The organism is Streptomyces sp. NPDC006711 (assembly GCF_042869775.1).
GTDB lineage: Bacteria > Actinomycetota > Actinomycetes > Streptomycetales > Streptomycetaceae > Streptomyces.
In genome coordinates this window covers 64,427-90,143 of record NZ_JBIAGO010000006.1, presented here as the reverse complement: position 1 = coordinate 90,143, position 25,717 = coordinate 64,427, and the positions used below count along the sequence as shown (strand labels likewise).

Genomic DNA, 25,717 nt, shown 5'->3' with positions numbered 1-25,717 from the left:
CCGGCGGGGCGCACCATGCCGTCCGGTATGTCTCTTGAACTCCCGGCTACCGGGCGGTAGTTGTTGCTGACATACCGTCTGAGCGCGGATCCCAGGACAGGGAGCAGCACATGACCGCAGAGGTCTCCTTCACGATCGACACGCCGCTCGGCCCCCGCTCCACCTCGGTCGTCTACCGCCGCCAGGGCTCGGGCGAGCCGCTTCTGCTGCTGCACGGCATCGGCCACCACCTTCAGGCCTGGGACCCGGTCTTCGCCCTGCTGGCCGCCGACCGCGACGTGATCGCGGTGGACCTGCCCGGGTTCGGCGCCTCACCGGGCCTGCCGGACGGCGTGGCCTACGACCTCGCCACCGTCGTCCCGGTCCTCGGCGCGCTGTGCGAGACCCTGAGCCTGGACCGCCCGCATGTCGCGGGGAACTCGCTGGGCGGCCTGCTCGCCCTCGAACTCGCGCGCGCCGGGCTCGTACGGTCGGTGACGGTGCTCTCACCCGCGGGTTTCTGGACGCCCGCGGAACGGCGGTACGCGTTCACCGTGCTGCGGACCATGCACCGGGTGGCGAGCGCGCTGCCGCTGCCGCTCATCGAGCGGATGTCCCGCACGGTGGCCGGCCGCACGGCCTTGACCAGCACCATCTACACCCGGCCCGGCAGGCGTTCACCGGAGGCCGTCGTCGCCGAGACGCTGGCGCTGCGCAACGCACCGGGCTTCGCGCAAACGCTTGCCGCCGGGCAGGACGTCCGCGTGAGCGCCGATGTGCCTGGCGTGCCCGTGACCGTGGCGTGGGGCACCAAGGACCGGTTGCTGCCGCGCCGCCAGGGCGTGCGCGCCAAGGCCGCGATCCCCGGGGCGCGCCTCGTCCGGCTGCCGGGCTGCGGCCACGTGCCCATGAACGACGACCCGGCGCTCGTCACCCGGGTCGTACTCGACGGGAGCCGCCCGGTCGGCGCGCCCCTGGGGGCGGTGGCCCTGGGCGCCTGAGCCGCGTACGGGCGCGCCGTCGCGACCCGGCCTCGGCCCGGCCCGGCCCGGCGGGGCTCCGGCACGGCTCAACGCGGGGCGGGGCTTGGCGCGACTTGGCGCGGGGCTGTGCCCGTACGCGGCGCCAGGCCCGGCGCGTGGCCAAGCCGCGCCGGACTACCACCGGACCACACCGCCGACACACCGCCGGACGCGCCACCCGACGCACTGCGGACGCGTCACCGGACCACCGCCGGATACGTCCGGACACACCCGCACACACCCGGACCCGCCCCCGGACGACGCGCCGCCCGACCCCTCGCCGCCCGAGCCCTCGCCGGCCACGCCCCGCCCCGCCGCTCGAATGCCCCGCCGGACACCACCCGCCACCGGACGCGGTCAGTCCACGCCACGCTCGGTGGAAAACAGCCAAAAGAGCATCAGAAGCGCACTTAACCCGTCGGTCACAAACCGTTCGTGATCACGCAACACCGCTCGGCCACAGTGGTGCCATGACGAATAAGCAGGCCACCCCTCCCGCGACCACCACCCCCGTGCGCCACACCCGGCCCCACCGTCACGCGTGGCGCCGCGACCTCGTCGAACTCGCCGCGGTCTTCACGGCCGTGGCCGTCGCCGACGCACTCGCCAACCTGGTCGCGCACGGCCCCGACGGGTCCTTCCTGCTGGTCGCCTCGGCGGCCGCCCTGATCGCGACGGCCGCGTTCCACACCTGGTGGGCACGGCGCCACAGCCACGCACCACCGAGCACGGTCACCGACGGCACCGGTGATGCCAGTGATACCGGCGGCGCCACGGGCCACGGCATCGCGGGCACCGGCGGCGAGGCGCGCGGGACGGCCCTGTGGCGGATGCGCACCACGGTGCGCGACGAGCCGGGCAGCCTCGCCGTGCTGTGCGCCGCGCTCGCCGGACACCGGGTGGACATCCTCACGCTCCAGACGCATCCGCTCGCCGACGGCACGGTCGACGAGTTCCTGCTGCGCGCGCCGGCCCAACTGTCGGCCGCCGCGCTGTCCCGGGCCGTCGCCGCGGCCGGCGGCGCGGACACCTGGACCGAGCGGGCCGACGCCCATGACCTCGTGGACGCCCCGACCCGGATCCTCGGCCTCGCCACCCGTACCGCCCTCGACGCCGCCGAACTCCCGCTGGCTCTAAGGCAGTTGCTGGGACGCTGCACCATCCACTCCCGGCCCTCCGTCTCCCTGACCGGCCGCGCCCAGGGCGAGCCGGCCCCCGTCGAGGGCGTACTGGAGGAGACCAGCATGCGGCTGCGCGACCCGGGCGGCGGGACCATCACCATCGACCGGCCCCATCTGCCGTTCACGCCCACGGAGTTCGCGCGGGCCCGCGCCCTGGTCGAGCTGGACGCCCTGCTCGGTCCGCGCGTGCCGCGCGGCGAGGATGTGCTGACCCTGCCCGAGGGCAACGAGATCACCGTGCGGCGGGCCGGGCCCGGCGATCTGGCGGCCGCCAAGGACATGCACGAGCGCTGCTCCCCGCGCACCCTGAGCCTGCGCTACCACGGCCCCGTCGCCGACGCCGACCGTTACCTCGGCCACCTCCTCAGCCCCCGCTACGGGCGCACCCTCGCCGTGCAGACCGCCTCCGGGCGCCTCGTCGCCCTCGGTCATCTGCTGTGGGACGGCGACGAGACCGAAGTCGCCCTGCTCGTCGAGGACTCCTGGCAGCGCCGGGGCATCGGCTCGCTGCTGCTCCGCCGTCTGACCGCCCTCGCCGCCGAGGCCCGCTGCGACAGCGTCTACGCCATCACACAGGCGTCCAACACCGGGATGGTCGCGGCCATGCGCGGGCTCGGGCTCCCCCTCGACTACCAGATCGAGGAGGGCACCGTGGTGGTCACGGCCCGCCTCGGTGAACCGGCGTCCCCCGGCGCGTCCGCGCTCCCCGGGCCCGTCGAGCGGCGCTGACCGGACGGCGTCGCGACGGTCGGACAGGTGCTCGCGGCACAATAGGTGGTGACGCGGAGCCCTCGCTCGGAGAGGATGTCCGCATGTCAGTCTCTTCCGGCAGCGCGCTGCCCCGCCAGGTCGCCGACGCCTATGTCGACGCACTCATCGAACTCGACCCGATCACCGGGAGCTACCTGGGCGTCAGGGCGAGCCACGCCCTCCTTCCCGACTTCTCCCCCGCAGGACAGTCGGCCCTGGCCGACCTGGCGCGCACGACGCTCGCCCTTCTCGACGAGGCCGAGCGGCGGCCAGGCGCCGACAGCGACGCCGAGCGCCGCTGCGGCCGGCTGCTGCGGGAGCGGCTGACCTCCGAACTCGCCGTCCACGAGGCGGACGAGGGCCTGCGCAGGATCAGCAACCTCAGCTCGCCCGTGCACGACATCCGGATGGCGTTCTCGATGACGCCGACGGAGACCGAGGAGGACTGGCGCGCCCTGGACGCACGCCTGCGCGCCGTGTCCGCCGCCATCGAGGGCTATCGCGCCTCGCTCGAACTCGGCCTGGAACGCAAGCTGTTCGGTGGCCCGCGCGCCACCGCCACCTTCATCGGCCAGCTCGGCGAATGGATCGACACCGGTTTCTTCGAGACCCTGGCCGCGCCCGGCCCCGAGTCGCTGCGCGAAAACCTCGACGCCTCGGCGGCCGAGGCCTCCGCCGCGCTCGGCGCCCTGCGCGACTGGCTGCGCGATGTGTACGCGCCGGCCATCGAGGGCGCGGGCGACACCGTGGGCCGCGAGCGCTACCAGCGCTGGTCGCAGTATTACAACGGCACCGCGCTCGACCTGGACGAGGCGTACGCCTACGGCTGGTCGGAGTACCACCGGCTGCTCGGCGAGATGAAGACCGAGGCCGCGAAGATCCTGCCCGGCGCCGGGCCCTGGGAGGCGCTGGCCCACCTCGACGAGCACGGCACCCACATCGAGGGCGTCGACGAGGTCCGCGACTGGTTGCAGTCCCTGATGGACGAGGCCATCGAAGCGCTCGACGGCACACACTTCGAACTCGCCGAGCGGGTGCGGAAGGTTGAGTCGCGCATCGCGCCGCCCGGTGGCGCCGCGGCCCCCTACTACACGGGCCCCTCGGAGGACTTCTCGCGCCCGGGCCGCACCTGGCTGCCCACGATGGGCGAGACCCGGTTCCCCGTGTACGACCTGGTCTCGACCTGGTACCACGAGGGCGTGCCGGGCCACCACCTCCAGATCGCGCAGTGGGTGCACGTCGCCGACCAGCTCTCGCGCTACCAGGCGACCGTCGGACACGTCAGCGCCAACGCCGAGGGCTGGGCGCTGTACGCCGAGCGTCTGATGGACGAGCTCGGCTTCCTCACCGACCCCGAGCGCCGCCTCGGTTACCTGGACGCCCAGATGATGCGCGCCTGCCGGGTCATCATCGACATCGGCATGCACCTGGAGCTGAAGATCCCGGCGGACTCGCCGTTCCACCCGGGCGAGCGCTGGACGCCGGAGCTGGCCCATGAGTTCTTCGGCTCGCACAGCAGCCGGCCCGCCGACTTCGTCCAGAGCGAGCTGATCCGCTACCTGTCGATGCCGGGTCAGGCCATCGGCTACAAGCTGGGTGAGCGCGCCTGGCTGCTCGGCCGCGAGAACGCCCGGGCCCGCCACGGCGACGCCTTCGACCCCAAGGCCTGGCACATGGCGGCCCTCTCCCAGGGTTCCCTCGGCCTGGACGACCTGGTGGACGAACTCTCCAAGCTCTGACCCACCCCCGGGGGCGGTCGTTGGACGGACCGCCCCCGCACCGCGTTCAGCGCTTGGCCAGGCGATGCCGGAGTCAAAAGGCGCGGTAAAGTCGCTGTTCGAGGCCCTGTCGCGTCCCCCGTCGGCAGGGCCGCGTCCCATGGTCCCATGGTCGCAGCAGGCAGGCCCTTGAAGGTGACGACCGCCCTGTCCGACCTGGGCAAGCCCATCGCGGTCACCGTTCCATCGGCCGACGAGACCGTCCCGGCCTCCGACTTCACGGGGATTCTCTCCGGCTGACATCCCGGCGGGCGGGTCCGGGTCCCTCCCGCGGTCCGTCTAGCCGCGGCTGCCTTCGATCCCCCTCACCCGCACCGACGACCCCGTGCGCCCCTTGACCACTTCCAGCTGGACCGGGATGCGGCGGCGCAGGTCGGCGACGTGGCTGACGATGCCTACGCTGCGGTCGCGTTCGCGCAGCGAGTCCAGTACGTCAAGGACCTCGTCCAGGGTCTGGTCGTCGAGGCTGCCGAAGCCCTCGTCGATGAAGAGCGTGTCGAGGCGGGTGCCGCCCGCCTCGTCGGTGACGACGTCCGCGAGGCCGAGGGCGAGGGCGAGGGAGGCGAAGAACGTCTCGCCGCCCGACAGCGTCGCCGTGTCGCGCTCGCGGCCCGTCCAGGCGTCCACCACGTGCAGGCCGAGGCCCGAACGCCCCCGGCCTCCCCTGGCGTCGGAGTGGACCAGGGTGTAGCGGCCGCCCGACATCCGCTGGAGCCTGGCCGTCGCGGCGGCCGCCACCTGTTCGAGGCGGGCGGCCAGCACATAGGACTCCAGGCGCATCTTGCGCTCGTTGTCCGCCGATGTGCCGGCGGCGAGGCCGGCCAGGCGCGCCACCCGCTCGTACTCCTCGCGCAGTGGGCCGAGCCCCCGGGTCTCCTCGGCGGCACGATCGCTCAGCGACCGCAGTTCCGTGCGGCGGGCGCGGGCCGCCGAGAGCGCCGAGGCGGCGTCGCGCAGGGCGCGTCCGGCTTCGGCCTCCTCGGCGGCGGCCTCGTCCGCGCGGGCGGGCGCGGCCCGGCCGGCCTCGGCGGTCTCCGGTTCGGCCAGGCGCGCGGTGACCGTGGCGTACTGGTGCTCCCAGGCGTCGATGCGGTGCTGGACGTCGCGGCGCGCGCGTTCCTCGATGAGGGCCGCCGACGCCGCGGCCGGGGTGTCGAACCCGGCCCGGAACGCGGCGTCCGAGAGCCGTCCGTCGGCTTCCTTCAACCGTTCGGCGCTGTCCTCGACGGCGCGGACCGCCTCCACCGCGTCGGCGAGGATGTCCGCCCGGTGTTCCAGCAGCTCCGCCTGCTCCGCGACGCTGGCGGCGCCCGCCCGGGCCTGGCTCAAGTCCTCCTCCAGCGCGGCCTGTTCGCGGTCCAGGGCTTCGCGGCTCGCGGTGTGGGCGGCGATGTTCCGCTGTGCCGCGCGCTGGGCGGCGAGGCGCTGCTCGTACTCCCGTTCCGCCGCCGCGAGCGCGAGCCGGGCCTCGTGGAGCCGGCCGGCCACGTCCCGCGCCTCGCCGTGCTCGCGCCGCAACTCGCCCTCCTCCAGGGCCAGTTCATCGACGCTCGCGCTTCCCGCCTCGGCCTGCGCGGCGGCGAACTCCTCCCGTACGAGGGTGAGCGCGGCCTCGGCCTCGGCCCGGGCGGCGTCGGCGTCCTGGTGGGCGCGCCGCGCGGCGTCCTCGGCGGGGCGGTCCACCTGGCCGGTGCCGGGGCGCGCGGGCGCGGGATGGTCGGCCGAGCCGCACACGGTGCAGGGCTCCCCCGGGCGCAGCCCCGCCGCGAGCTCCGCCGCGATCCCGCGCAGCCGCTCCTCGCGCAGCGCGAGCCAGTGCTCGTGGGCGTCGCCGGCGGCCTCGCGGGTCTCGGCGTGGCGAAGGCGCGCCGCCTCGAGCCGGTCGCGCAACGCGTCGCGGGTGCGGGCGGCCCGGAGGCGGCGCCCGGCGGGTTCGAGCCGGCCCGCGAGGTGTTCGGCGCGGGCGGCGGCCTCATGGGCGGCGTCGATACGCCGCTGGTGGCCGAGCCGGGTGGCCTCCCAGCCCGCGAGCCATCCGGTGGCGTCGCTCAGGACGTCCTCGTCGGCGCGGGAGCGCCGGTCGAGGCGGGCGCGCTCCTCCTGGATCTCTGCGCTGCGGTGTTCGGCCCTGCGGGCGGACTCCAGGGCGCCGAGGTCCTGACGCATCCTGCGCTCCAGGGCGGCGAGCTGGCCGGCGCCCGCCTCCGCGAGGTCGGGGTGCAGCCGTGCGCGGGTGCGGTCGCGGCGGGCGGTGGCCGCGTCATGGTCGCGCCGCGCCTGCTCCCACCATTCGAGGGCGGGCGAGACGAGATCCGCCTTGCGGGCCCGGTCGAGACGGCTGCGCAGCTCCTCCTGTTCGGGGCGGCGGGAGGCCAACTCGTCGGCTTCGGCGCGGGCTTGGGCGTAACGTTCCTGGAGGGCGGCGAGCCCGCGTGCCTGATCGGCGGCGCCCCGGGCCGCGGCGTGCCGGGCCTCGGCGGCGTCCACGGCGGCCGAGGCGATGTCGAGGCGTTCGGCCGCGTCCGCACGCGCGACGGCCGCCCACTCAAGGACCGACGAGGCGAGACCGGGGTCGCCGGGCCGCGCGGCGGGCACCGGCCAGGCGCGCGTGTCGGCGCTGGCACCGGCGGCCTGCGCCATCCGCTGGAGATGGGCGAGCAGCCGCTCGTCGCCCTCCTTGACCTGGCGTTCGGCGGCCTTGCGCAGCTCGGCGAGGCGGTCCTCGACGGCGGCGAACCTGCGGGTGTCGAAGAGCCTGCCGAGGAGCCTGCCGCGCGCTTCCGCGTCGGACCTGAGGAACTTGGCGAACTCGCCCTGCGGCAACAGCACGACCTGGCAGAACTGCTCCCGGCTCATCCCGATGAGCTGCCCGAGCTCTTCGCCGACCTCCTGGTGCGAGCGGCTGAGGGCGCGCCAGGCGCGTTCGTCCGGGTCGTACTCGCGCAGCCAGGTCTGTGCCTTCTCGGTGGTGAAGCCGCTGCCGCGCTTCTTGGGGCGGTCCTGCTGGGGGCGGCGGGTGACCTCCAACCGCCGTCCCCCGACGGTCAGTTCGAGCAGGACCTCGGTGAAGACGTCAGGCGCGGCATGGTCGCTGCGCAGCACGGTGCCCGGGCTCTGCCGGGCCCCCGGCACCGCCCCGTACAGGGCGAAGCAGACCGCGTCGAGCACCGAGGTCTTGCCCGCGCCGGTCTGCCCGTGCAGCAGGAAGAGGCCCGCTCCGGACAGCGCGTCGAAGTCGATGTCCTGGCTCGTCGCGAAGGGGCCGAAGGCCGTGACGCGCAGGCGGTGCAGCCTCACCTGGCCACCTCGCGCACGGTGTCGTCGACCCGTACGGCGTCGAACACCCCGCGCAGCACGGTCCGTTCGCGGTCGTCGGGGCCGCTGCCGCCGCGCACGTGCGCCACGAAGTCCTCCGCGATCTGCTGGTCGCTGCGGCCGCTGAGGCGCCGCGCGTAGGAGGCACGCGGGTCGCCGTCGGCGCGCTCGGGGTCGAAGGCCAGGCTCAGGGTGTGCGGGAAACGGGCGGCGATCTTGGCCATGGCGTCGGCGGGGCGCACCGCGTCGGTCAGCGTGGCCTCCACCCAGGCCTGTTCGTGCCGGGCCAGGGCCGGGTCTTCGAGGAGCGCGTCGAGGCGGCCCCGGATCCGGGCGAGGGGCCGGGGCACCGGGCAGTCGATCCGTTCGGCGCTCAGGTCCCCGTCGGCGGCGAGGTCCACGAGCCACATGGACTTGCGGTGGGTGGCCTCGGAGAAGGAGTAGGCGAGCGGCGAGCCCGAGTAGCGGATCCGCTCGGTGATGACCTGGCTGCCGTGGAGGTGGCCGAGCGCCACGTAGTCCACGCCGTGGAAGACGCCCGCCGGCACGGCGGCGACACCGCCCACGGTGATGTCGCGCTCGCTGTCGCTCGGCTCGCCCCCGGCCACGAAGGCGTGGGCCAGGACGACCGAGCGGGTGTCCGCGGGACGGCCCGCGAGGTCGGAGCGCACCCGTTCCATGGCCGCGCTCAGCACCGCTTCGTGACCGCCCTTCGGCGCGGCCAGCTCGTCGCGGACCAGGGCGGGCTCCAGATAGGGGAGGCCGTAGAAGGCCACGTCGTCGATCATCACCGGGGTGCCGCAGTGCGCCGGGTCGGTGCGCAGATGGATGCCGGCCCGCCGGATCAGTCCCGCGCCCACGCCGAGCCGGCGCGCCGAGTCGTGGTTGCCGGAGATCATCACGGTCGGCACCCCGGCGTCGGCCAGGGTGTGCAGGGCCCGGTCGAAGAGGTCGACGGCGGCCAGCGGCGGCACCGCGCGGTCGTAGACGTCGCCCGCCACCAGGACCACGTCCACGTCCCGGTCGCGCACGGTCGCCACCAGGTGGTCGAGGAACGCGGCCTGGGCGCCCAGCAGGTCGACCCGGTGGAAGGACCGCCCCAGGTGCCAGTCCGAGGTATGGAGAATCCTCAAGACGCCGCTCCGACCCGCATGCTTCCCGTCATCCTCTCCGGTGCCCCGCCGGCCCGTCACCGGGCCCGCCGTCCCACGGGCCACGTCGGCGCTCGCCGGTACCTGGCCCCTCACGGCCCTCAGTCTGACATCGCCCACCGGGGTGTCGTGGCCAAAGGCGTGATCACGGCCCGGATGACGGGGTGATCACGGCCCGGATCACGGCCTGGAGGGGGCGGCTCAGCCCTCCCCGTACGCCTCGCCGCCGAGCTCCAGCGTCGCGGTGCCGGCGGTGGCGTCGGCGAGCCAGTTCCGGAAGCCGTCGACGTCGGCCTCGGGCAGCCCGATCCCGATGGTCACGGCCTCCGCGTACCGCACCTCGCGCACGGCCCGGCCGGTCGCCCTCAGGTCGTTCTCCAGTTTGCCCGCGCGCTGGTGGTCGACCGTGACGGTGGCAAGACGAAAGCGCCGGCGCACGACCGTGCCGAGCTCGTCCAGGGCTTCGCCGACCACTCCTCCGTACGCCCTGATCAGTCCGCCCGCGCCGAGCTTGACCCCGCCGTAGTAGCGGGTGACCACGGCGACGACGTAGCGCACCTCGCGCCGGGTGAGCATCTGGAGCATGGGCACCCCCGCGGTGCCGCCGGGTTCGCCGTCGTCGCTCGCCTTCTGCACGGACGCGTCGGCGCCGATCACATACGCGAAGCAATGGTGGCTCGCGGCGGGGTGCTCCTTGCGGACGCGGGCGATGAACGCCTGCGCCTGTGCTTCGGTCGCGGCGGGGGCGAGCGCGCACAGGAAACGCGATCTGTTGATCTCGCTCTCGTGGACACCCTCGCGGGCGATGGTGCGGTACTGCTCGGGCATCCGCCCACCCTATGCGCCGCCGGGCGGGTGCTCCCCCGGCCGCCCCCGGCGTGGGGCCGGGCCCGGCTCCCCGCGGGCGCGGCGGCGGTGCGACCATGGCCGCCCAGCACCCCGCGACACCGCTCCAGGAGACCCCCGTGATCCCCGTGCACGCCGACCGGGCGACCATCGCCAAGATCCTCACCGCCACCGGCGACACCTGGGCCGTGGTCGGCCTCTCCGCCAACCAGGACCGGGCCGCCTACGGCGTGGCCCGCGTCCTGCAACGTTTCGGCAAGCGGATCGTCCCGGTCCACCCCAGGGCCCAGAGCGTCCACGGCGAGCGGGGCTACGCCACGCTGGCGGAGATCCCCTTTCCCGTCGACGTGGTGGACGTGTTCGTCAACAGCGGCCTCGCGGGCGCCGTGGCCGACCAGGCCGTGGCCATCGGCGCGAGGGCGGTCTGGTTCCAGCTCGGCGTCATCGACGAGGAGGCCTGCGCGCGCACCCGCGCCGCCGGGCTCGACATGGTCATGGACCGCTGCCCCGCGATCGAGATCCCACGACTGGGCTGAGGCGGCGCGACGGACCGCGCATTCGACGAGTGCGGCTCTGTACCCCTGAATCGCTCGCGCTCATACTGGCGCCAACCAGACCCACGGGGAGGCACCAGGTGGGGGAGCTGATTCGTACCAGGGACGGGCGCACCTTAGCAGTCGAGAAGTATGGAAACCCCCGGGGAAGACCGGTCTTCCTGCTGCACGGCACCCCGGGCAGCAGGCTCGGCCCGGCCCCGCGCAGCGCGGTGCTCTACCGCCTCGGGGTGCGGCTCATCACGTTCGACCGGCCGGGGTACGGCGACTCCGGCAGGCTGCCGGGGCGCCGCGTGGCGGACGCGGCGGCCGACGTCGAGGCGATCGCGGACGCGCTGGGCATCGACGAGTTCGCCGTGGTGGGGCGCTCCGGCGGCGCCCCGCACGCGCTGGCCTGCGCCGCGCTGCTCCCGGACCGCACCGCGCGGGCGGCGGCCCTGGTGGGGATCGCGCCGCGCGACGCGCAGGGGCTCGACTGGTTCGAGGGGATGACCGAGTCCAATGTGCGCGAGTACGTCAACGCGGCTGCCGGGCAAGGGCAGTTGGCGACCGCCCTTGAGATGCGTTCGATCACCATCCGCGCCGATCCGAGGCGTTCGGTCGACGACATGCGGCGCGGGCTGCCAAAGCCGGACCGCGGCATCGTCGCCGACGCGGGCATCCGGGTCATGCTGGAGCGCAACTTCGAGGAGGCGCTGCGCAGTTCGGCCGACGGGTGGATCGACGACGTGATGGCGTTCAGCACGGACTGGGAGTTCCGGCCCGAGGACATCAGCGCGCCGGTGCTGCTGTGGCACGGCGAGCAGGACGTGTTCGCGCCCGTGCAGCACACGCGCTGGCTGGCCGAGCGGATCCCCGGCGCCGAGCTGGTCGTGGAGCGCGGCGCGGCACATTTCGGGGCGCTGCGCGTGCTCACCCGCGTCCTCGGCTGGGCCACCTGGTGAACGGCGGGGAGTGCGGGGCCGGCCGGTCCCGCACTCCTCGCGTCGCTCACACCGGCTGGGGCTCCAGGTCCCGGTTGATCCGGCGCCAGGCGCGCGCCGCCTCGGCGATGGGGTGGTCCACGCCCAGTTGCTTGGCGGACGGCTCCAGGATGGAGGCGCGCAGCCGCTGGGCCTCCTCCTCGCGTCCGGCCGCCCGCAGGGTGATCGCGAGGTTGGACCGACAGGCGAGCACGTCGGGGTGGGTGGGGCCGAACCGCTCCAACAGGCCCTTCAGCGCGGTCCGTTCCCAGCGTTCGGCGAGGTCGGGGCGGCCCATGTCGCCGTAGGCGTTGGCGAGGTTGATCGCCGCGCACAGCGTGAACGGGTGGCGCGGGCCCAGGACTTCCTCAAGGGCGGCCCGCACGTCCTCCCCGCCCCGCGCCGCCTCCTCGGCGGCGCCGAGCCCGCGCTGGTAGATGTGGACGTTGTTGCGGCAGGCCAGCGTGAAGGGGTGTTCCTCGCCCAGGGTGCTCCGGTAGCCCTCCAGGGCCTGGAGGGCCAGGTCGAGCGCGGTCTGGCGGTCCCTGGTCGCGGAGAAGTCGGCGGCCAGGTTGAGGAGGCAGGCGAGGGCGTCGGGCGCCTTGGTGCCGTACCGGCCGCGATAGCGGTTGTACGTCTCCTCCGTCAGCCGTTTCGCCTCGTGCGGATGGCCCGCCTTGCGCAACGAGACCGCGAGACTCTTGGCGGTGCGCAGCGCCTCGGGCACGTCGGCGTTCAGGACCCGCTCGAAGGCGGCCACCACTTCCCGCAGCAGCTGTACCGAGGCCGTGTAGTCGCCGCTCTCGCGCAGGTCGCGCGCGAGGTGGCCCTTGGTGGTGAGGGTGAAGGGGTGGTCGTCGCCGAGCAGGGCGCTGCGCCGCTCCACGGTCTCCTCGTCGAGGCGGCGGGCCGCCTCGCTGTCGCCGCTGAGCCGGTAGTCGATGGCGAGGTTGTTCGCGGCGATCAGGGTGCGCGGGTGGTTCTCGCCGAAGATCTGCCGCAGTCCGTGGTAGATCCGCAGGTCACGGGTGAGCGCTTCGTCGAACCTGCCGAGCGCGCGCAGATCGGCCGCGAGGCTTCCGGTGGTGATGAGGATGCTGGGGTGGTCGTCGCCCGGGTGGTCCTTGTGCAGGACGCTGATCTGACGGGCGAGGGTGTCCTCGTCCATCGCCCGTGCCTCCTGGTACTTGCCCTGGGCGCGCAGGGCGTTGGCCAGCTCGAAGCGGATGTTGAGGGTCTGGAGGTCGTTCTCGCCCAGCTCGCGGGTCCAGACCTTGTTGAGCTGGGTGCCAAGGACCCGGGCGCTCTCCAGTTCGCCGCGCTTGAGCAGATACCGGATGCGGTCGACCATGAGCTGGCGGACCTTCTCCTCGTCGCAGTCGGCGATGCCGGACGCGCTCAGGTGCGGCCAGATCAGTTCGAAACTGGGCCAGCTCTTGGGGTCGTTGACGGGGTTGTCGCGGTCGACGCCCTCGACGGGGCGGGCCTCGGCGAGGATGCGGTGCACCTCGTGCTTGGCGGTGTCGGCCTCCTCGTCGCTGAGCCCGGCCCGCACCGCCGCCTGGACCAGGCGGTGCACCTGGATGCTGCTGTCCGCCGGGTCGACCTTGGCGAGCGCGAAACGGTTCAGGGTCTGGATGACCTTGCCCAGCATGTAGCGTTCGCGCAGGTCCGGGTCGTAGGGCAGCAGGGACTCGAACATCGAGTCGCTGCCGATGAGCCGCATCGAGATCGGTTCGGCGGAGAAGAACGAGCAGAGTTCGAGCAGGCGTACCGCCGCCTTGGACTCGTCGCGCAGCCGGCTGATGGAGATGTTCCAGGTCGCGCCGATCTGCTCCGAGTAGTCCTCGGGCTTGCCGAGCGAGAGCACCTTGGTGCTCTGTTCCCTGAGCTGATCCACATAGGCGTCGACCGGCGTCGCCGTCTCGGCGAGCCAGGCCGCCGCGACCTCCACGGCCAGCGGCAGGTCGCCGACCGCGTCGGCCACCCGGTCGGCGTCGGCGACCGGCAGCTTGGTCACCCGGCGGCACAGGTGCTCGATGCTCTCGGGCCGGGTGAAGACCTCCACCTCTATGGCCTCCACCTGCGTCGAGGCCGGCTTGTTGCGGCAGGTCGCCAGGATGTGGCCGTAGGTCTCGCCGGAGATGGGCTCGATGTCGTCGGGGAGCAGCTTCAGGGCCCGGTCGAGGTCTTCGACGTTGTCGAAGATCAGCAGCCAGCGGGAGTAGGGGGCGCCGCGCCGCAGGGCCTGCAACGCGGCGGCGGCCGCCTCGGCCACCACGTCACCGGCCCTGAGGTCCATCTCCTGGGCCAGCTCGGCGAGCGAGGAGACGACCCGGTCGGGCTGCTCGGCCTCGATCCACCACACCAGGTCGTAGTCGGCGCGGAAGCGGTGGGCGTATTCGCGGGCCACCTGGGTCTTGCCGACGCCGCCGAGGCCGTAGAGGACCTGCGGGAAGCGCTGGGCGGAGCGGCCGTCGCCGCGCAGCTGGTCGCGCAGCCGCTCCAGGACGGAGGTGCGGCCGGTGAACCAGGCGTGCCGGGGGCGTACGTTCCAGATCTTGGGCACGCTGCCGGGGTAGCGCGGTCCCGCGGGCCCGGCCGCGAGCGAGGTGGCGGCGTCGGCCCGGTCGAACGCCTGGAGCAGGGCGCCCGCCGCGTCGTTCTCGTCGAGGCGTACGAGATCGACGACGCCACGGCTGCTGAGCGGCGGGCCGAGGCGTACGTCGCCGACGCGGACGGGCAGGATCTGGCGCCGCCCGCCCCCCGGGTCGAGCCCGGCACCGCTCTCCCACAGGGCCCGGGCGCGCTCGGCGTTGAGGTAGGCCTGGGAGACCACCGGGATGACGCGGTAGCCGACGCCAGCGCTGAACTCGGCTTCCACCGCCGCCGATTGGGCCGCGCGGATGTCGACGGGCACGGTGTGGAAGCCGGCCGTGGTCAGCGCGTGGACCAGCCAGTCCGCCCACATCTGGTCCTCGGCGACATGGGTCAGGACCAGGTTGGACGCGGGCATGGGCCTGCGCCGGGTGTAGGCGGCGACGTGGGTGAGCCGGTCGGCCTCGTCCATCGGGGGCAGCGAGTTGACCATGCCGCCGGTCAGGACGGAGGTGAGCCGTTCGCACGCGCTGAGCATGGAGCTGCTGACGTTGGGCGCGTCGCCGAAGGTGGCCAGGATCTCCTCGTAGGCGTAGAAGGGCCGGTAGGGGACCTCGACCGTGCCCCAGTAGTTGCCGAGTTCGTCGGCGCCCAGGCCGCTCGGGAAGCCAGGGAAGCTCTCGCGGGCCAGGGCGCGCCCGGCGTCCGCCTTCTCCTTCTCGCCGTCGTCGATGCGCATCGGGACGGGCAGGATGCGGATGCGCCGGTCGTGGTAGCGCTCCTCGATGTCGCGGGCCACCGCGGAGGCGCCGTCGATGCTCTGGTCGCTCAACGTGAAGCAGACGACGAGGACTTCGGGCATCTGCACGGTGCAGATGTCGGCGATGTCGCTGAGGCCGGTGCGGCTGTCGATCAGGGTGTAGTCGTAGTGGCGCTGCATGTCCTCGCGCATGGCGTCGAAGAACTGGCCGCCGCCGAACCGCTCGTGGAAGTCGTCCCAGTCCATCTTTCCGACGATGGAGGGGTAGTCGCGGTTGCGGCGGCCCGCCGAGAGGAAGTCCAGGCTGCCGCCCTGGGGGAAGTTCCAGTTGAGGGAGGTGGCGTGGGGACGCACCCGGGCGTACTCGCGGTGCCAGTCCGGGTCGCGGTCGGCGGGGCGCCTGGCCTCGTCCTGGTAGTCGGTGATCAGGTTGATCAGGCCCGGGGTCGCCTCCAGGTCGGCGAGGTCGAGGAAGGGGTGGAAGAACCGGTGCAGGCCGGGTGCCTCCAGGTCCCAGTCGACGGCGAGGACCCGGTATCCGTTGGCCGCCAGGATCCACGCGCAGTTGGCGAGCGCCATGGTCCGTCCGGTGCCGCCCTTGTACGAGTAGAACGTGACGACGGTCCCGTTGCGGTTCTCAGTCATCTGATGAGCCCTCCGCCTTATCAGCGTGATTCTTGTCCTGGTCCGCGCTGTGACCTCGACCGCCGAAGGCGTTGACGCCGTAGCCGATCCCGCCCGGCAGCACGCGGGGCATGGGCCCGCCGCTGCCGGGCGGTGGATAGGTCGGCGCGTTGGCCTCGAAGTGTCTGACCGCCGCCTTCACGGCACCGGGAATCGCCTTGCTGAAGGCTTCCAGGCTGGGCAGTCCCGCGCTCGGCGTGCGGTGCCCGTCGCTCTCGTCCGCCCGGGGGGCCAGCACGGCGTCGGTCTCCCGTGCCAGGTCGTCGGCGCGGGCGTGCTCCTGCGGGTCGGCCGCGTTGCCGGGGATCATGACGCTGATCCAGGGCCTGCGGGTCGCGCACAGCCGCTCCACCAGCTCGCGTCTGCGCCGCGCGTCGAGGGCCCAGCGATCCAGCAGCAGCAGCCCGGGACCGGGGGACGCGGAGGCCAGCAGCCGCTGGGGTTCGGCCTCGAAGTCGCTGAGGTGCACCGCGTAGTTCAGATTGCGTACGACGTCGACGGTGTGGTCGGCGAGGGGGCGTGAGGAGACCGGATGGTAGGGGTTCCAGTCCAGGGCCTCGCTTCCGTAGCAGTCCGGGCCGCGCCCGGCGGGCAGGGTCGAGCGGGAGCAGGCGAGGACGGAGACCTCCATGTCGCGTGCGGGTCCGCCGGTGGGGCCGAAGGCGGGCGGCACCTTGGCGTAGTCCAGGTGCGGGTCGCCGGGTTGCAGCTCGGACTGCTGGGCCACGTTCACGATGCGTTTGGCGAGCCGGTAGACGGCGCGCTCGTACTGGTCGCGCAGGTAGTTGAGCTTGATGAGGCCGTAGAAGCCCTCGTCGGCGTACTCCTCGCCGAAGGTGGCGTGGTTGAACTGGAGCCGTTCGGCGGGCTGGGGCAGTTGCCTGGGGGGCACCGGAACCCACAGCGCGGGCACGACGCCGGTCACCGGGTTGCTGTTGTTGTAGCTGTTGCGGGTGTTCTGCGCGGCGGCCCGGCTGGAGAAGGCGAACCATTCGCGGCCGCACTGCTCGCTGAGGAAATACCTCGGTGAATACAGCGGAACGAACACCTTGCAGAAGGCCAGCGCCTCCGAGAGCCGTTCCTGCCACCCCTCTCCGGGCTGCATCTGCTGGTCCATGAAGCCGGCGCTGCCGGCCGGAAGGGGCGTCAGCTGCATCACGTGCGCGCAGAGGTCCCGGAAGAAGCGCTGGACCCAGAGGTTGGGGTCCTTGTCCTTGGGGTCGCTCTTGGGCGTGTGCGCGTAGCTGAGGAAGAAGTAGGGCTTCTGCCCGTCGTCACCGGCCCCCACTGATCCGTGCACCACTGTCTCCCCCGGTCCAAGTGGATGGGTCCTCAGTGTAGGAACGGAAGATTCTCCGGCGGAACAGAACGAACAAACCCAGTACGGCGGCGCCGCACGGAACTTCGATCAGATCATGACCGAAATCATGCGCCGCACCGCGAGTCGATCAATCAAAAGGTTGGTGAATTCCCGCGATTCGCGCGGGAATTCACTCAGCTCGTTCCTCCGAGGCGGGCCGTCCACTCGGCGCGGTGGCGCCGCGCGGACCGGTCGGCGGCCGCGCGCGCCGCCGCCGTGACGGGTTCGTCCAGCCAGCGCCCCACGGTCTCGCCCATGCTCGTGACGAACTCCCGCCCCAGGTCGCAGAGGGAGCCGGAGCCAAGCAGCTCCTCGACCGCCCGCGCCGTCTGCACACGCCAACGGGCGAACTCGGCCTCGGCGGCGACGCGTTGGGCCGCCCCGTCCGCCCGTTCGCGGCGCACCCGCCAGAAGTCGGTCACCGCGATGTGCGCGTACGTCCCCTGCAACAGGCCCGCCAGGGGGCGCGGGTCGGGGCGCCAGGGGGCGTAGTAGAGGGCGCGGTCCGCCGGGTCGTACAGGTCGACGGCGTCGAGAACGGCGGCGAGCTTCACATGCTGGAACTCGTGCACGATGAGCAGGGCCAGCTGGTCGGGCGATGAGGGCCTGGCCGCGCCGATCGCGCCCCACGCCTCCTTGCAGGCGGCGCTGACATTGCTGCCGGCCGGCGCGTGCAGGGGGGTGATCAGGCGCAGGCCCGCGGCCACGCCGTCGGCGTAGGCGGGCAGTTCGCGCCGGATGAGCGCCCAGGCGCCCGCGAGGTCGTCGGCCCACCGCTTGGCCTCGTCGGCCGCCGTCCGCCGGGCGACGGGCCACCTGTGGCAGTCGCGCAGCGGGTCGGTGTCCTCGATGGCGACGCTCCAGCCCTGCCCCTCGAAGAGGCGTACGGGCCGCCAGTGCGGGACGGGGCCGTCCAGGCCCTCGTGCCAGCCGATGTCGAGCCGCCGGTCACCGGCGCACACCGTGAACCCCTCGTATCCCGCGCTCACTTCGGCCAGGTCCGCCCCTTCGCCGAGGTGGACGCTGCCCAGTCCCGGCAGGCGCAGCACGCCGTCGCGCGGCGCGAGGCGCACGCCGCGATCGAGTCCGGCGCGCAGCACGGTGGCCGCCGCGATCTCGGCGAGGCCCTGGGCCGGCGCCGCGCGGCCCTCGAGCACGCTCAGCGCCCACGGCCGGGTGTAGGGGTGGGCGAGGACCGTGTCGAGCGCGGCGGGCACCTCGGCGTCCAGATCGGTCAGGAGCTCCCAGGCCGCCGCGCCCTCGCGGTCGGAGAGCGCGACGCGGCCGCTGACGGCGGCGAGCAGTTCCTGGTTGATCTCCAGCTGGGCGGCGGCCAGCCGCGCGATGGTGTCCGCGCCACCGAAACCGGCGGCGAGGTCGTCGAAGTCGCCCCGTGGCATGGTCAGTTCGGCGGCGGCGCGCGGCGGCGCGGGCACGGCCGCCTCGCGGTCCCTGATGGTGGTGATGAGCGCCAGGAGGTCGGGGCAGAACACGGACGGGTTGTCGAAGCCGTTTCGGGTGCGGTAGCGGTGGGCGTAGAGGCCGCCGCCGCAGGAGGCCACGACGGGGCACGCCCGGCACTGCGCGCACAGCTGCTCGATGCCCTGCTGGCGGGCGAGCATGCCGGGGTGGCGCAGGACGTCGTCGAGCGAGTGCGTGAAGACGTCCATGCCGGTGGCGGGGGCGCCGTCGTAGGACGTCTTGAGGCTGTCGGCCTGTTCGAAGGTGCCGTCGGTCTCGATCACCACGAGGTCGGCGGGGGCGAGCCCGAGCGATTCGGTGAGGCTGCTCTCGCCCCGCAGGGTGCGCAGTACGGAGTCGAAGACGCGGACCGGGACGGTGCGTCCCGCCGCGTCCCAGCGCCGGTAGACGGCGTCCAGCCAGTCGGCGTACGGGGTGGCGGAGCCCCGGGGGCGGGGCGGCGGGGTGTCCCAGGTGGCGTGCGGCAGCAGGAAGTCGATGCGGGGCGGGGCGAGTTCGACGAGCGCGTCGTACACCGCGACCGGGTCGTTCTCGATGTCGATGGTGCACAGCAGGCCCGCGAACAGGGGGCGGTAGCGCGGGCGGCTGAGCAGCTGGACGGCGCGGATGACCTTGTCGTGGCTGCTGCGGCCGTCGGCGTAGCGGCGGTGGCGGTCGTTGGAGACCTTGTCGCCGTCCAGCGACACCCCGATCCTGACGCCGAGTTCGAGGAACAGCTCGCAGAACTTCTCATCCAGGAGGACCCCGTTGGTGTGCATGCGCAGATCGAGCGCGCTCACCCCGCGCAGGGCCCGCCGCAGCTCCTCGGCGGCCCGTCGCAGCCGGTCGGGGCCGGCGAGCAGCGGCTCGCCGCCGTGCAGAACGACGTGGACGGTGGGGAGCCGGTGGCGCCGGGCGTGCTCGGCGATGCGGTCCGCCACCTGGGTGAGGATGGCGGCGGAGACGGCCATGGGCCGTCCGCGCCAGCTCGTGTCCGCGTGTTCGTAGACGTAGCAGTGATCGCACGCCAGGTCGCAGCGGCTGTGCACTTTCAGGACGAACTGCGACAGAGCGGGCTGGGTCGGCCGGTCCCGGTCCATGGAGGGTGTCGGTCCGCTCGTCAGAGTGCCGACTGGAAGGCCGAGACGCCGGGCACCCCGGGGGCGGCGCCGGCCGTCAGCACCCGGGTCAGGCTCGCGGGGGCGAGGCCGGCGCTCTGCGCCGCCGCCCGGCGCGTCAGCGGCAGCCGCCGGCCGACGGGCCGGTGCGGGGCGGGGCCGGGCCGTTGGGCCGCCGAGACGAGAGCTTCCACGTGAGCGCCTTTCGGATGGGAGCACCGTTCGCGCGGCGGGGGCTCAGCGGGTGCTGTGGGGTCGCTGCGCGAAACGCGGCTCGTGGGACGGTGCGGGCCTGGGGGGCGTCGCGCGACGCGACCGGGCGCCGCGCCCGTGGGCGCTCGCGCGCCACGGGCGACCGGTCCGGCCACGGCCGCCTCCTGGGACAGCCCAACGGCCCCGACCCGTGCCCGGGTTCGGCGTCGGCGCCGAAATCACCCGCATGAGTGGTTTCGGCACAGAGGGAAACAGAGGGAAGCGGCTCGCTCCACACCCCCAGCCGCGGGAGTGACGATAGTCACCCTCCACCAGGAGCGGGGCCGATTACCAGATACGGGCGGGAAATCATCCGAAACGTGCGGGTGAACCGGACGAAGTGCGTACGCGGATGGTCGCCGGGCGCGCCCCGCCTGCCCCTTGGCGCACGGAGCGCACGCCGCTCGCCCGTTCAGCGTTCAGCGTTCAGCGTTCATACGGAACCGATACCGCCATCGTCATCTCGACCGGCTCGGGCCCCTCATTGCCGTAGGTGTGCGCCGTGTTGGCCTCGAACGAGGCCGAATGCCCGGCCGGGATGCGGTGGTCGACGCCGTCCACCCGCAGGGTGAGCGTGCCCCGCGTGACATGGATGAGCTCGATGGTGCCACCCGGGTGGGGGTCGGAGGGGCTGGCGTCGCCGGGCTCCAGGTGCCAGTGCCACAGCTCGAGCGGGCCGGGCGCCTCGGTGCCGGCGAGCAGCACGCTGTGGCTGCCCCGCTCGCTCGACCAGAGCCGGACGGCCTGTTCGGGCGGGACGACGCGCACCATGGGGCCGCTCTCGTAGTCGAGCAGGGTGGTGATGCTCACGCCGAGCGCGTCACCGATCTTGACCACGGTGCCCACGCTGGGATTGGTCCTGGCCTGCTCGATCTGGATGAGCATGCCGCGGCTGACTCCGGCGCGGGCCGCGAGTGCGTCCAGGGTGAAGCCGCGCTCGGTGCGCCAGCGCTTGACGTTGCGGGCCAGTGACTGGGTCAGCAGTTCGAGGTCCGACACATTCCGTCCAAGGGGTGGGCCCGGGAAGGCCGTCCAGTACCGCGATGACGGAGTCCAATATATTGCACCATGCCCCGGTGCGTCCGCCGGTCCGTGACGACCGCCCCTCGTGCCGCCCGCCCCTCAGGCCTCTTCGGCCGTCAACTCCGCGACGGCCAGGAGCTGTTCGGGCGTGACGCCTTCCGGGATGGGCACCGGAGCCGGGGTCCGCAGCGGCGGCTGCCAGCCGTCGCGCTCGTCCCAGGTGCGCACGATCCTGGCGGGCGCGCCCGCCACCACCGCGTGGTCGGGCACCTCACCGCGTACGACCGCGCCCGCGGCCACGACCACATTGCGGCCGAGCCGGGCGCCGGGCAGCACCACCGCGCCCGTGCCGAGCCAGCAGCCGGGGCCGATCTCCACGGGCTCCATGCGCGGCCACTGCTTGCCCACGGGCTGGTGCGGGTCGTCGTAGCTGTGGTTGGTGGAGGTGATGTAGACGTACGGGCCGCAGTAGGTGTCCGAGCCGATGGAGACGGTCGTGTCGGCTATGACATGGCTGCCCCGCCCGAGCACGACCCCGTTGCCCAGGGTCAGGATCGGCTCGGCGCCGAGGTCGAGCCCCGGCATCATGCCGGCGGTCAGGGTGACCTGCTCACCGATGACGCAGTGGTCGCCCAGTTCGATCCAGGGCTCGCCGAACACCGTGCCCTGCGGGAAGGCGAGGCGGGTCCCGGGTCCGATCCTGCGAAAGCGCAGCCTGCCCGGGTGCTCGGCGGTGACCGCGCCCGCCTCCTTGATCAGGCCCCAACCGCCGTGGACCGCGCGGGAGGCGATCTCGCGCCGCCAGGCGGTCAGCGATGAGAACGTGTTTCTGTTCTTGGGCACCCGCTCACGGTACTCACCGCCGCCCCGGTCGCTCATCGCCGACACCTGTGATCTTCCGCTCAGCGCGGGATCAGCCGGCGTGCGCCGCGCGGTGGTCCTCGGCGAGGCCGACATACATCAGGGCGTTGACCTTGATCCCCTCGCGCTCCTCGTCGCTCAGCGCGCGCCGCACCTTCGCCGGTACGCCCGCGACCAGCGAGCCCGGCGGTACGTTCATGCCCTGCGGCACCAGCGCGTGCGCCGCGACCAGCGAACCCGCCCCGATCCGGGCCCCGTTGAGGACGGTGGCGCCCATGCCGACCAGGACGTCGTCCTCCACGGTGCAGCCGTGCAGGACCGTGTTGTGCCCGACGGTGACCCGCGCGCCGACCGTGACCGGGAAGCCCGGGTCCACGTGCACGGTGCAGTTGTCCTGGATGTTGCTCCCGGCGCCGACGACGATGGGCCCGCAGTCGGCGCGCAGCACCGCGTGGTACCAGACGCTCGCGCCCTCGGCCAGGGTCACCTCGCCGAGCACCACCGATGTGGGTGCGGTGAATGCGGTCGGGGCGATCTCGGGCGACTTGCCGCCCACGGCCCTGACCAACGCCTGCTCTGCCATGCGCCACTCCTTGTACGGATTGCATCGCGCCGCCCTCACGCTAGGCGACCGGGCCGGGGCCCTCGTGGCCGGGGCCCGCTCGGGCCGGACGCGGGGCACGGCGGACGGCCTGCGGCCCGCGCGCGCCTTGGCCGCTTACCATCGCGCGATGGCACTCTTCCAGATCGACCGCCGTACCCCGCTCGCCCCCGCCGAGGCGTGGCGGCGGCTCACCGACTGGGAACGGCACGGCGAGGGCGTCCCGTTGACGCGGATCGTCGTGCGCACCGCGCCGCCCACCGGCCCGGGCACGCTCTTCGTGGCCCGCACCGGTCCGGGGCGGCTGGGTTTCGAGGACCCGATGGAGGTCACCCGCTGGCAGCCGCCGGTCCCGGGCACCCCGGGCCGGTGCCGGCTGGAGAAGCGGGGCCGCGCGATCACGGGCTGGGCAGAGATCGAGGTGGGGGCGGCGGGGCCTGGGGCGTATGTGGTCTGGCGTGAGGAGCTTCGGGTACGCGGAGTGCCGCGCGCCCTCGATCCATTGATCGCGGTGGCGGGCCGCCTCGTGTTCGGCCGCGCCATGAGGATGCTGCTGCGCACCGGCCCCGCGTGAGGCGCCGACCAGCAGGGGCTCGGACTGTCTCACGCCGTGGCCGAAGGCTTCTGTCTCACAGCGGGTGGCATTTCCGCATGGCCCGTTCCGTGCTGGCCGGTCTGTGATCTGTCGGCGGGCAGTGCTCCAGACCCCTCCGACTCCTCGTCGCTCAGCGGAATTCGTGGCGGCTCAGCCTCGTCCGGAGAGCGATAGCGCCGAGGGTGGCAGGCAAGGGTGTGGCTCTGCGTACCTGACCCTCTGGCGGCCGGGCACACAGAGGCCGGGGGTGTTGTCAGCTGGTGGGGTGGAGGTAGAAGGCTTCGTTGTCGGCGGGGTAGGGGAGGGGGCCGTACTGCTGCTCGTACTGGATGACGGGGGTGCCGTCGGCAGTGCCGTTGCCGGCGACGTTCAGCAGGTACTCGGTCCTCTCGTCGGTGATGGTCGTCAGGTTCGGGAACAGCGGGAGCGGGTGTTCCAGGACGAAGTTCTGGGTGTCGGTGGTGGGGCCGTGGCGGTGGCAGTCCCAGATGTTCATCTGGGCGCCTTCCTTGCTGGCGGCGCCGTTGTCGACGTCCATGCACTTGCCGCTGTTCACGCTGACGATGCGGTTGGACCTGTTCTGATAGCCGTCGGGGCGCAGGGTCCATTGCTGGTTGGTGCCGTTGCCGGGGTGGTAGAGGATGATGTGCGTCCCATTGGCCTTGCGGGCCTGGTAGACGTCGAGGACGCTGCCGTTGCCTCCGTTGTCGCCGAGGGTGAAGCGGGCCGGGCCGGCGCCTGCGCGCAGCGCGGAGAACGTGATGGGCCAGTGGTCGCTGCCGCGGGGGTTTCCGCGGGCTGCCTGCCAGTTCTGGGTCAGGACGTTGGAGACGGCGTAGTCGAGGCGTCCGCCGCTGAGCTGGGTGGGGCCGCCGTTCTCGTAGATGTGTGAGTTGGCGGGGATGCCGGTTGTTCCGCCGACGGGCAGGGAGCGAGGGGCCCGGTTGAAGTCGCCGAGCACTACCCAGTTCGCGAGGGCGAGTTGGCGGCTGCGGGTGGCGACCCGGCGTACCAGGGAGGCGGCGTCGGTGCCGCCGCTGGCGCTGGCGTGGATGGAGGCGAACAGGGTGTTGTCCGCCTGCCGTACGACGCCGAGGGCGGAGCGGTAGACCCCGGGGATCTCCTCGACGCGGTTGGGGCGGAACGAGGTGATCATGGCGGGGTTGACGCCACGGGCGGGGTTGGCGCCCTGGTAGAGGATGTAGAGGAAGCGTTCACCGCGGGTGCGGGTGGCGGGGATCCGGTAGGCGTGGATGTTGCGGCCGATCCGGCCCAGCGACACCGACCCGGCGGGCGGGGTGACGGACGCCTCCTGGAGGGCCACGACGCTCGCGTTGTCCGAGAGGCCCAGGGCGTAGGTCCAGCGGCCGGAGGCGCGCTGCATGTTCCAGGTCGCCATCCGGTTGCTGTCCGGCGGCGCCGCTGCCGCGGTTCCCCCGCCGACCAGCAGGAAGGCGGCACACAGGGCACCCACCACCAGCGCGATCAAGCCCCTCCGGCCACTATCGCGCCGTAGGGCTGCTTCCTTTCGTACTTCTGGATGTTGCATGGACGCCACTGTCCTCCGGTCTCACCCATAACGGCAGGTGCTTTCAGGGCAGTTGCCCTGAACAGGCGGAATGCCCAGCAGCTGTAGGTTCTCGCCGGCTGACCACCAGCTGACGGAGCGCAGAACGCAAGCGGGGCGCCGGCCGGAGTGGCTGGTGCCCTGCTGCCGTGCCATCAGGCCGGTTCGGGTGTGGGCCTCTCGGTCCGGCTGTTGCTCAAAACGTCCACGATGCGGAAGTCGTCGCGCTCCAGGGCCTCGACGATAGCCACGGCCATGTTCTCAAGGCCCTCCGTGTCGGCAGGTAGGCCGCCGTGCGCCTTCCGGTGGCGACCATGGTGTCCACGATCCTGAGCACACCATTGATGTTCTCCGCGCTGCTCTGCATCACGCCTCCTGTTCGTCGTCGCTGTCGGCGTTGACCGCGCGGAGCCACCGGTGAACCTTGAACGTCTCCCCGGGTTCCGGCCAGTAGTTGGCGCAGATTCCGTAGCGGGGCGGCATCAGACCCCGCTCACCCACATGAGTGGTGGGCCTGACCTGCCGGTCTCAAACTCGGGCCAGACCTGCCGTCGCCAGGCCACCAAACGTGCGACTTGGCCGCGAAACCTGATCCCTGCACCCCCGCCCCGATGGTCCGCTCAGTCCCCGGCCGGCACGTTCTCGTGCGCGGCCTCGGCCTCTGCCATGGACTTCTTCGCCCGGTTCTTGACGACCAGCATCGAGGCGACCCCGATGAGCAGGGCCGCCACCAGGCCCAGGTAGGAGAAGTTCTTCAGCCAGGACTCGGCGACGATGCCGAGGTAGTAGATGACGGCGGTCGTGCCGCCGGCCCAGCAGATGCCGCCGAGCAGGTTGGCGATGAGGAACTTCCAGTACGGCATGTGCAGGACGCCCGCGAGCGGTCCCGCGAAGATCCGCAGGAGGGCGATGAAGCGGCCGAAGAACACGGCCCACATGCCCCACTTCTGGAAGGACCGTTCCGCCATGGCGACATGGCCCTCGCTGAAGTGCTTGGGGAACTTGCCGCCGAGCCAGGCGATGAGCGGCCTGCCGCCCTTGCGGCCGATGGCATAGCCGATCGAGTCACCGATCACGGCGCCGGCCGTCGCACAGGCCCCGAGCACCACCGGGTCGATGTGTCCCTGCTGTGAGGCCAGCAGCGCCGCGCTGACCAGGACGATCTCGCCGGGCAGCGGGATGCCGAGGCTTTCGACACCGATGACGAGCGCCACCAGGAGATAGACACTGACGGCGGGGATGTGCTCCAGCCACTCCTGGATGTGCAACGCGCTTCCTCCCGCTCGCGCCGGGCCAGAA

Annotated in this window: 19 protein-coding genes; 7 read left to right on the top strand and 12 right to left on the bottom strand. The window is 72.8% G+C overall.

The window, feature by feature from the left end:
* Nucleotides 1-110 precede the first annotated feature (110 nt).
* The 4 genes from ACFYM2_RS14935 (at nt 111) to ACFYM2_RS14920 (ending at nt 4,950) form a co-directional block, all read left to right on the top strand.
* Nucleotides 111-980, top strand: a complete 870-nt coding sequence (locus ACFYM2_RS14935) for an alpha/beta fold hydrolase (RefSeq protein ID WP_388836371.1) — start codon at nt 111-113, stop codon at nt 978-980.
* Nucleotides 981-1,471: 491 nt separating this feature from the next.
* The gene (locus ACFYM2_RS14930) at nt 1,472-2,911 is read left to right on the top strand and encodes a GNAT family N-acetyltransferase (RefSeq protein ID WP_388836368.1); all 1,440 of its coding nucleotides are present in this window, start codon (nt 1,472-1,474) and stop codon (nt 2,909-2,911) included.
* Nucleotides 2,912-2,994: 83 nt separating this feature from the next.
* Nucleotides 2,995-4,671 carry a DUF885 domain-containing protein gene (locus ACFYM2_RS14925; protein ID WP_388836365.1) on the top strand — a complete coding sequence of 559 codons (1,677 nt, stop codon included), beginning with the start codon at nt 2,995-2,997 and terminating at the stop codon, nt 4,669-4,671.
* Between the two features lie 147 nt (nt 4,672-4,818).
* Entirely contained in the window at nt 4,819-4,950 is a 132-nt protein-coding gene (locus ACFYM2_RS14920) for a hypothetical protein (RefSeq protein ID WP_358999504.1), read from the top strand.
* A gap of 39 nt (nt 4,951-4,989) precedes the next feature.
* On the opposite strand, the gene ACFYM2_RS14915 is transcribed toward ACFYM2_RS14920, so the two are convergent.
* The 3 genes from ACFYM2_RS14915 to ACFYM2_RS14905 all read right to left on the bottom strand — a co-directional run bounded on the left by ACFYM2_RS14915 (nt 4,990) and on the right by ACFYM2_RS14905 (nt 10,004).
* Entirely contained in the window at nt 4,990-8,007 is a 3,018-nt protein-coding gene (locus ACFYM2_RS14915) for an AAA family ATPase (RefSeq protein WP_388836361.1), read from the bottom strand.
* On the bottom strand, nt 8,004-9,158 hold the full coding sequence (locus tag ACFYM2_RS14910) for an exonuclease SbcCD subunit D (protein ID WP_388836358.1): 1,155 nt from the start codon (nt 9,156-9,158) through the stop codon (nt 8,004-8,006). The genes ACFYM2_RS14915 and ACFYM2_RS14910 overlap by 4 nt, the downstream gene beginning before the upstream one ends.
* 219 nt (nt 9,159-9,377) lie before the next feature.
* Nucleotides 9,378-10,004, bottom strand: coding sequence for a YigZ family protein (locus ACFYM2_RS14905; RefSeq protein ID WP_388836355.1), 627 nt, complete (start codon nt 10,002-10,004; stop codon nt 9,378-9,380).
* Between the two features lie 146 nt (nt 10,005-10,150).
* On the opposite strand from ACFYM2_RS14905, the gene ACFYM2_RS14900 reads away from it, so the two are divergent.
* A complete protein-coding gene (locus ACFYM2_RS14900) occupies nt 10,151-10,558 on the top strand; it encodes a CoA-binding protein (RefSeq protein WP_358999751.1) in 408 nt (135 codons plus the stop codon).
* 98 nt (nt 10,559-10,656) lie between these two features.
* Nucleotides 10,657-11,520, top strand: coding sequence for an alpha/beta hydrolase (locus ACFYM2_RS14895; protein ID WP_358999492.1), 864 nt, complete (start codon nt 10,657-10,659; stop codon nt 11,518-11,520).
* A gap of 46 nt (nt 11,521-11,566) precedes the next feature.
* On the opposite strand, the gene fxsT is transcribed toward ACFYM2_RS14895, so the two are convergent.
* From fxsT to ACFYM2_RS14860, 7 genes are all read right to left on the bottom strand, one after another.
* Nucleotides 11,567-15,541, bottom strand: a complete 3,975-nt coding sequence (gene fxsT / locus ACFYM2_RS14890) for an FxSxx-COOH system tetratricopeptide repeat protein (RefSeq protein WP_388457038.1) — start codon at nt 15,539-15,541, stop codon at nt 11,567-11,569.
* Nucleotides 15,534-16,880 (bottom strand): TIR-like protein FxsC, encoded by a 1,347-nt coding sequence (locus tag ACFYM2_RS14885; protein WP_358999486.1) that lies wholly within the window; start codon nt 16,878-16,880, stop codon nt 15,534-15,536. The genes fxsT and ACFYM2_RS14885 overlap by 8 nt, the downstream gene beginning before the upstream one ends.
* A 194-nt stretch (nt 16,881-17,074) precedes the next feature.
* The gene (locus tag ACFYM2_RS14880; protein WP_388836352.1) at nt 17,075-19,501 is read right to left on the bottom strand and encodes an FxsB family cyclophane-forming radical SAM/SPASM peptide maturase; all 2,427 of its coding nucleotides are present in this window, start codon (nt 19,499-19,501) and stop codon (nt 17,075-17,077) included.
* A 20-nt stretch (nt 19,502-19,521) separates the two neighbouring features.
* Nucleotides 19,522-19,713, bottom strand: coding sequence for a hypothetical protein (locus ACFYM2_RS14875; protein WP_358999483.1), 192 nt, complete (start codon nt 19,711-19,713; stop codon nt 19,522-19,524).
* 484 nt (nt 19,714-20,197) lie between these two features.
* A complete protein-coding gene (locus ACFYM2_RS14870) occupies nt 20,198-20,770 on the bottom strand; it encodes an XRE family transcriptional regulator (protein WP_358999480.1) in 573 nt (190 codons plus the stop codon).
* A 123-nt stretch (nt 20,771-20,893) separates the two neighbouring features.
* Entirely contained in the window at nt 20,894-21,637 is a 744-nt protein-coding gene (locus ACFYM2_RS14865) for an acyltransferase (RefSeq protein WP_350229172.1), read from the bottom strand.
* Between the two features lie 70 nt (nt 21,638-21,707).
* Entirely contained in the window at nt 21,708-22,238 is a 531-nt protein-coding gene (locus ACFYM2_RS14860) for a gamma carbonic anhydrase family protein (protein WP_350229173.1), read from the bottom strand.
* A 148-nt stretch (nt 22,239-22,386) separates the two neighbouring features.
* Between ACFYM2_RS14860 and ACFYM2_RS14855 the strand changes: the two genes are divergently transcribed.
* Nucleotides 22,387-22,830: an SRPBCC family protein gene (locus ACFYM2_RS14855; RefSeq protein WP_388836348.1), complete on the top strand. Its 444-nt coding sequence runs from the start codon at nt 22,387-22,389 to the stop codon at nt 22,828-22,830.
* 274 nt (nt 22,831-23,104) lie between these two features.
* Here the strand turns inward: ACFYM2_RS14855 and ACFYM2_RS14850 are convergent, their stop codons facing one another.
* Together ACFYM2_RS14850 and ACFYM2_RS14845 are read right to left on the bottom strand one after the other, a co-directional pair.
* A complete protein-coding gene (locus ACFYM2_RS14850) occupies nt 23,105-24,340 on the bottom strand; it encodes an RICIN domain-containing protein (protein WP_388836345.1) in 1,236 nt (411 codons plus the stop codon).
* A gap of 698 nt (nt 24,341-25,038) precedes the next feature.
* Nucleotides 25,039-25,686 (bottom strand): DedA family protein, encoded by a 648-nt coding sequence (locus ACFYM2_RS14845; protein ID WP_358999471.1) that lies wholly within the window; start codon nt 25,684-25,686, stop codon nt 25,039-25,041.
* Between the last annotated feature and the right edge of the window lie 31 nt (nt 25,687-25,717).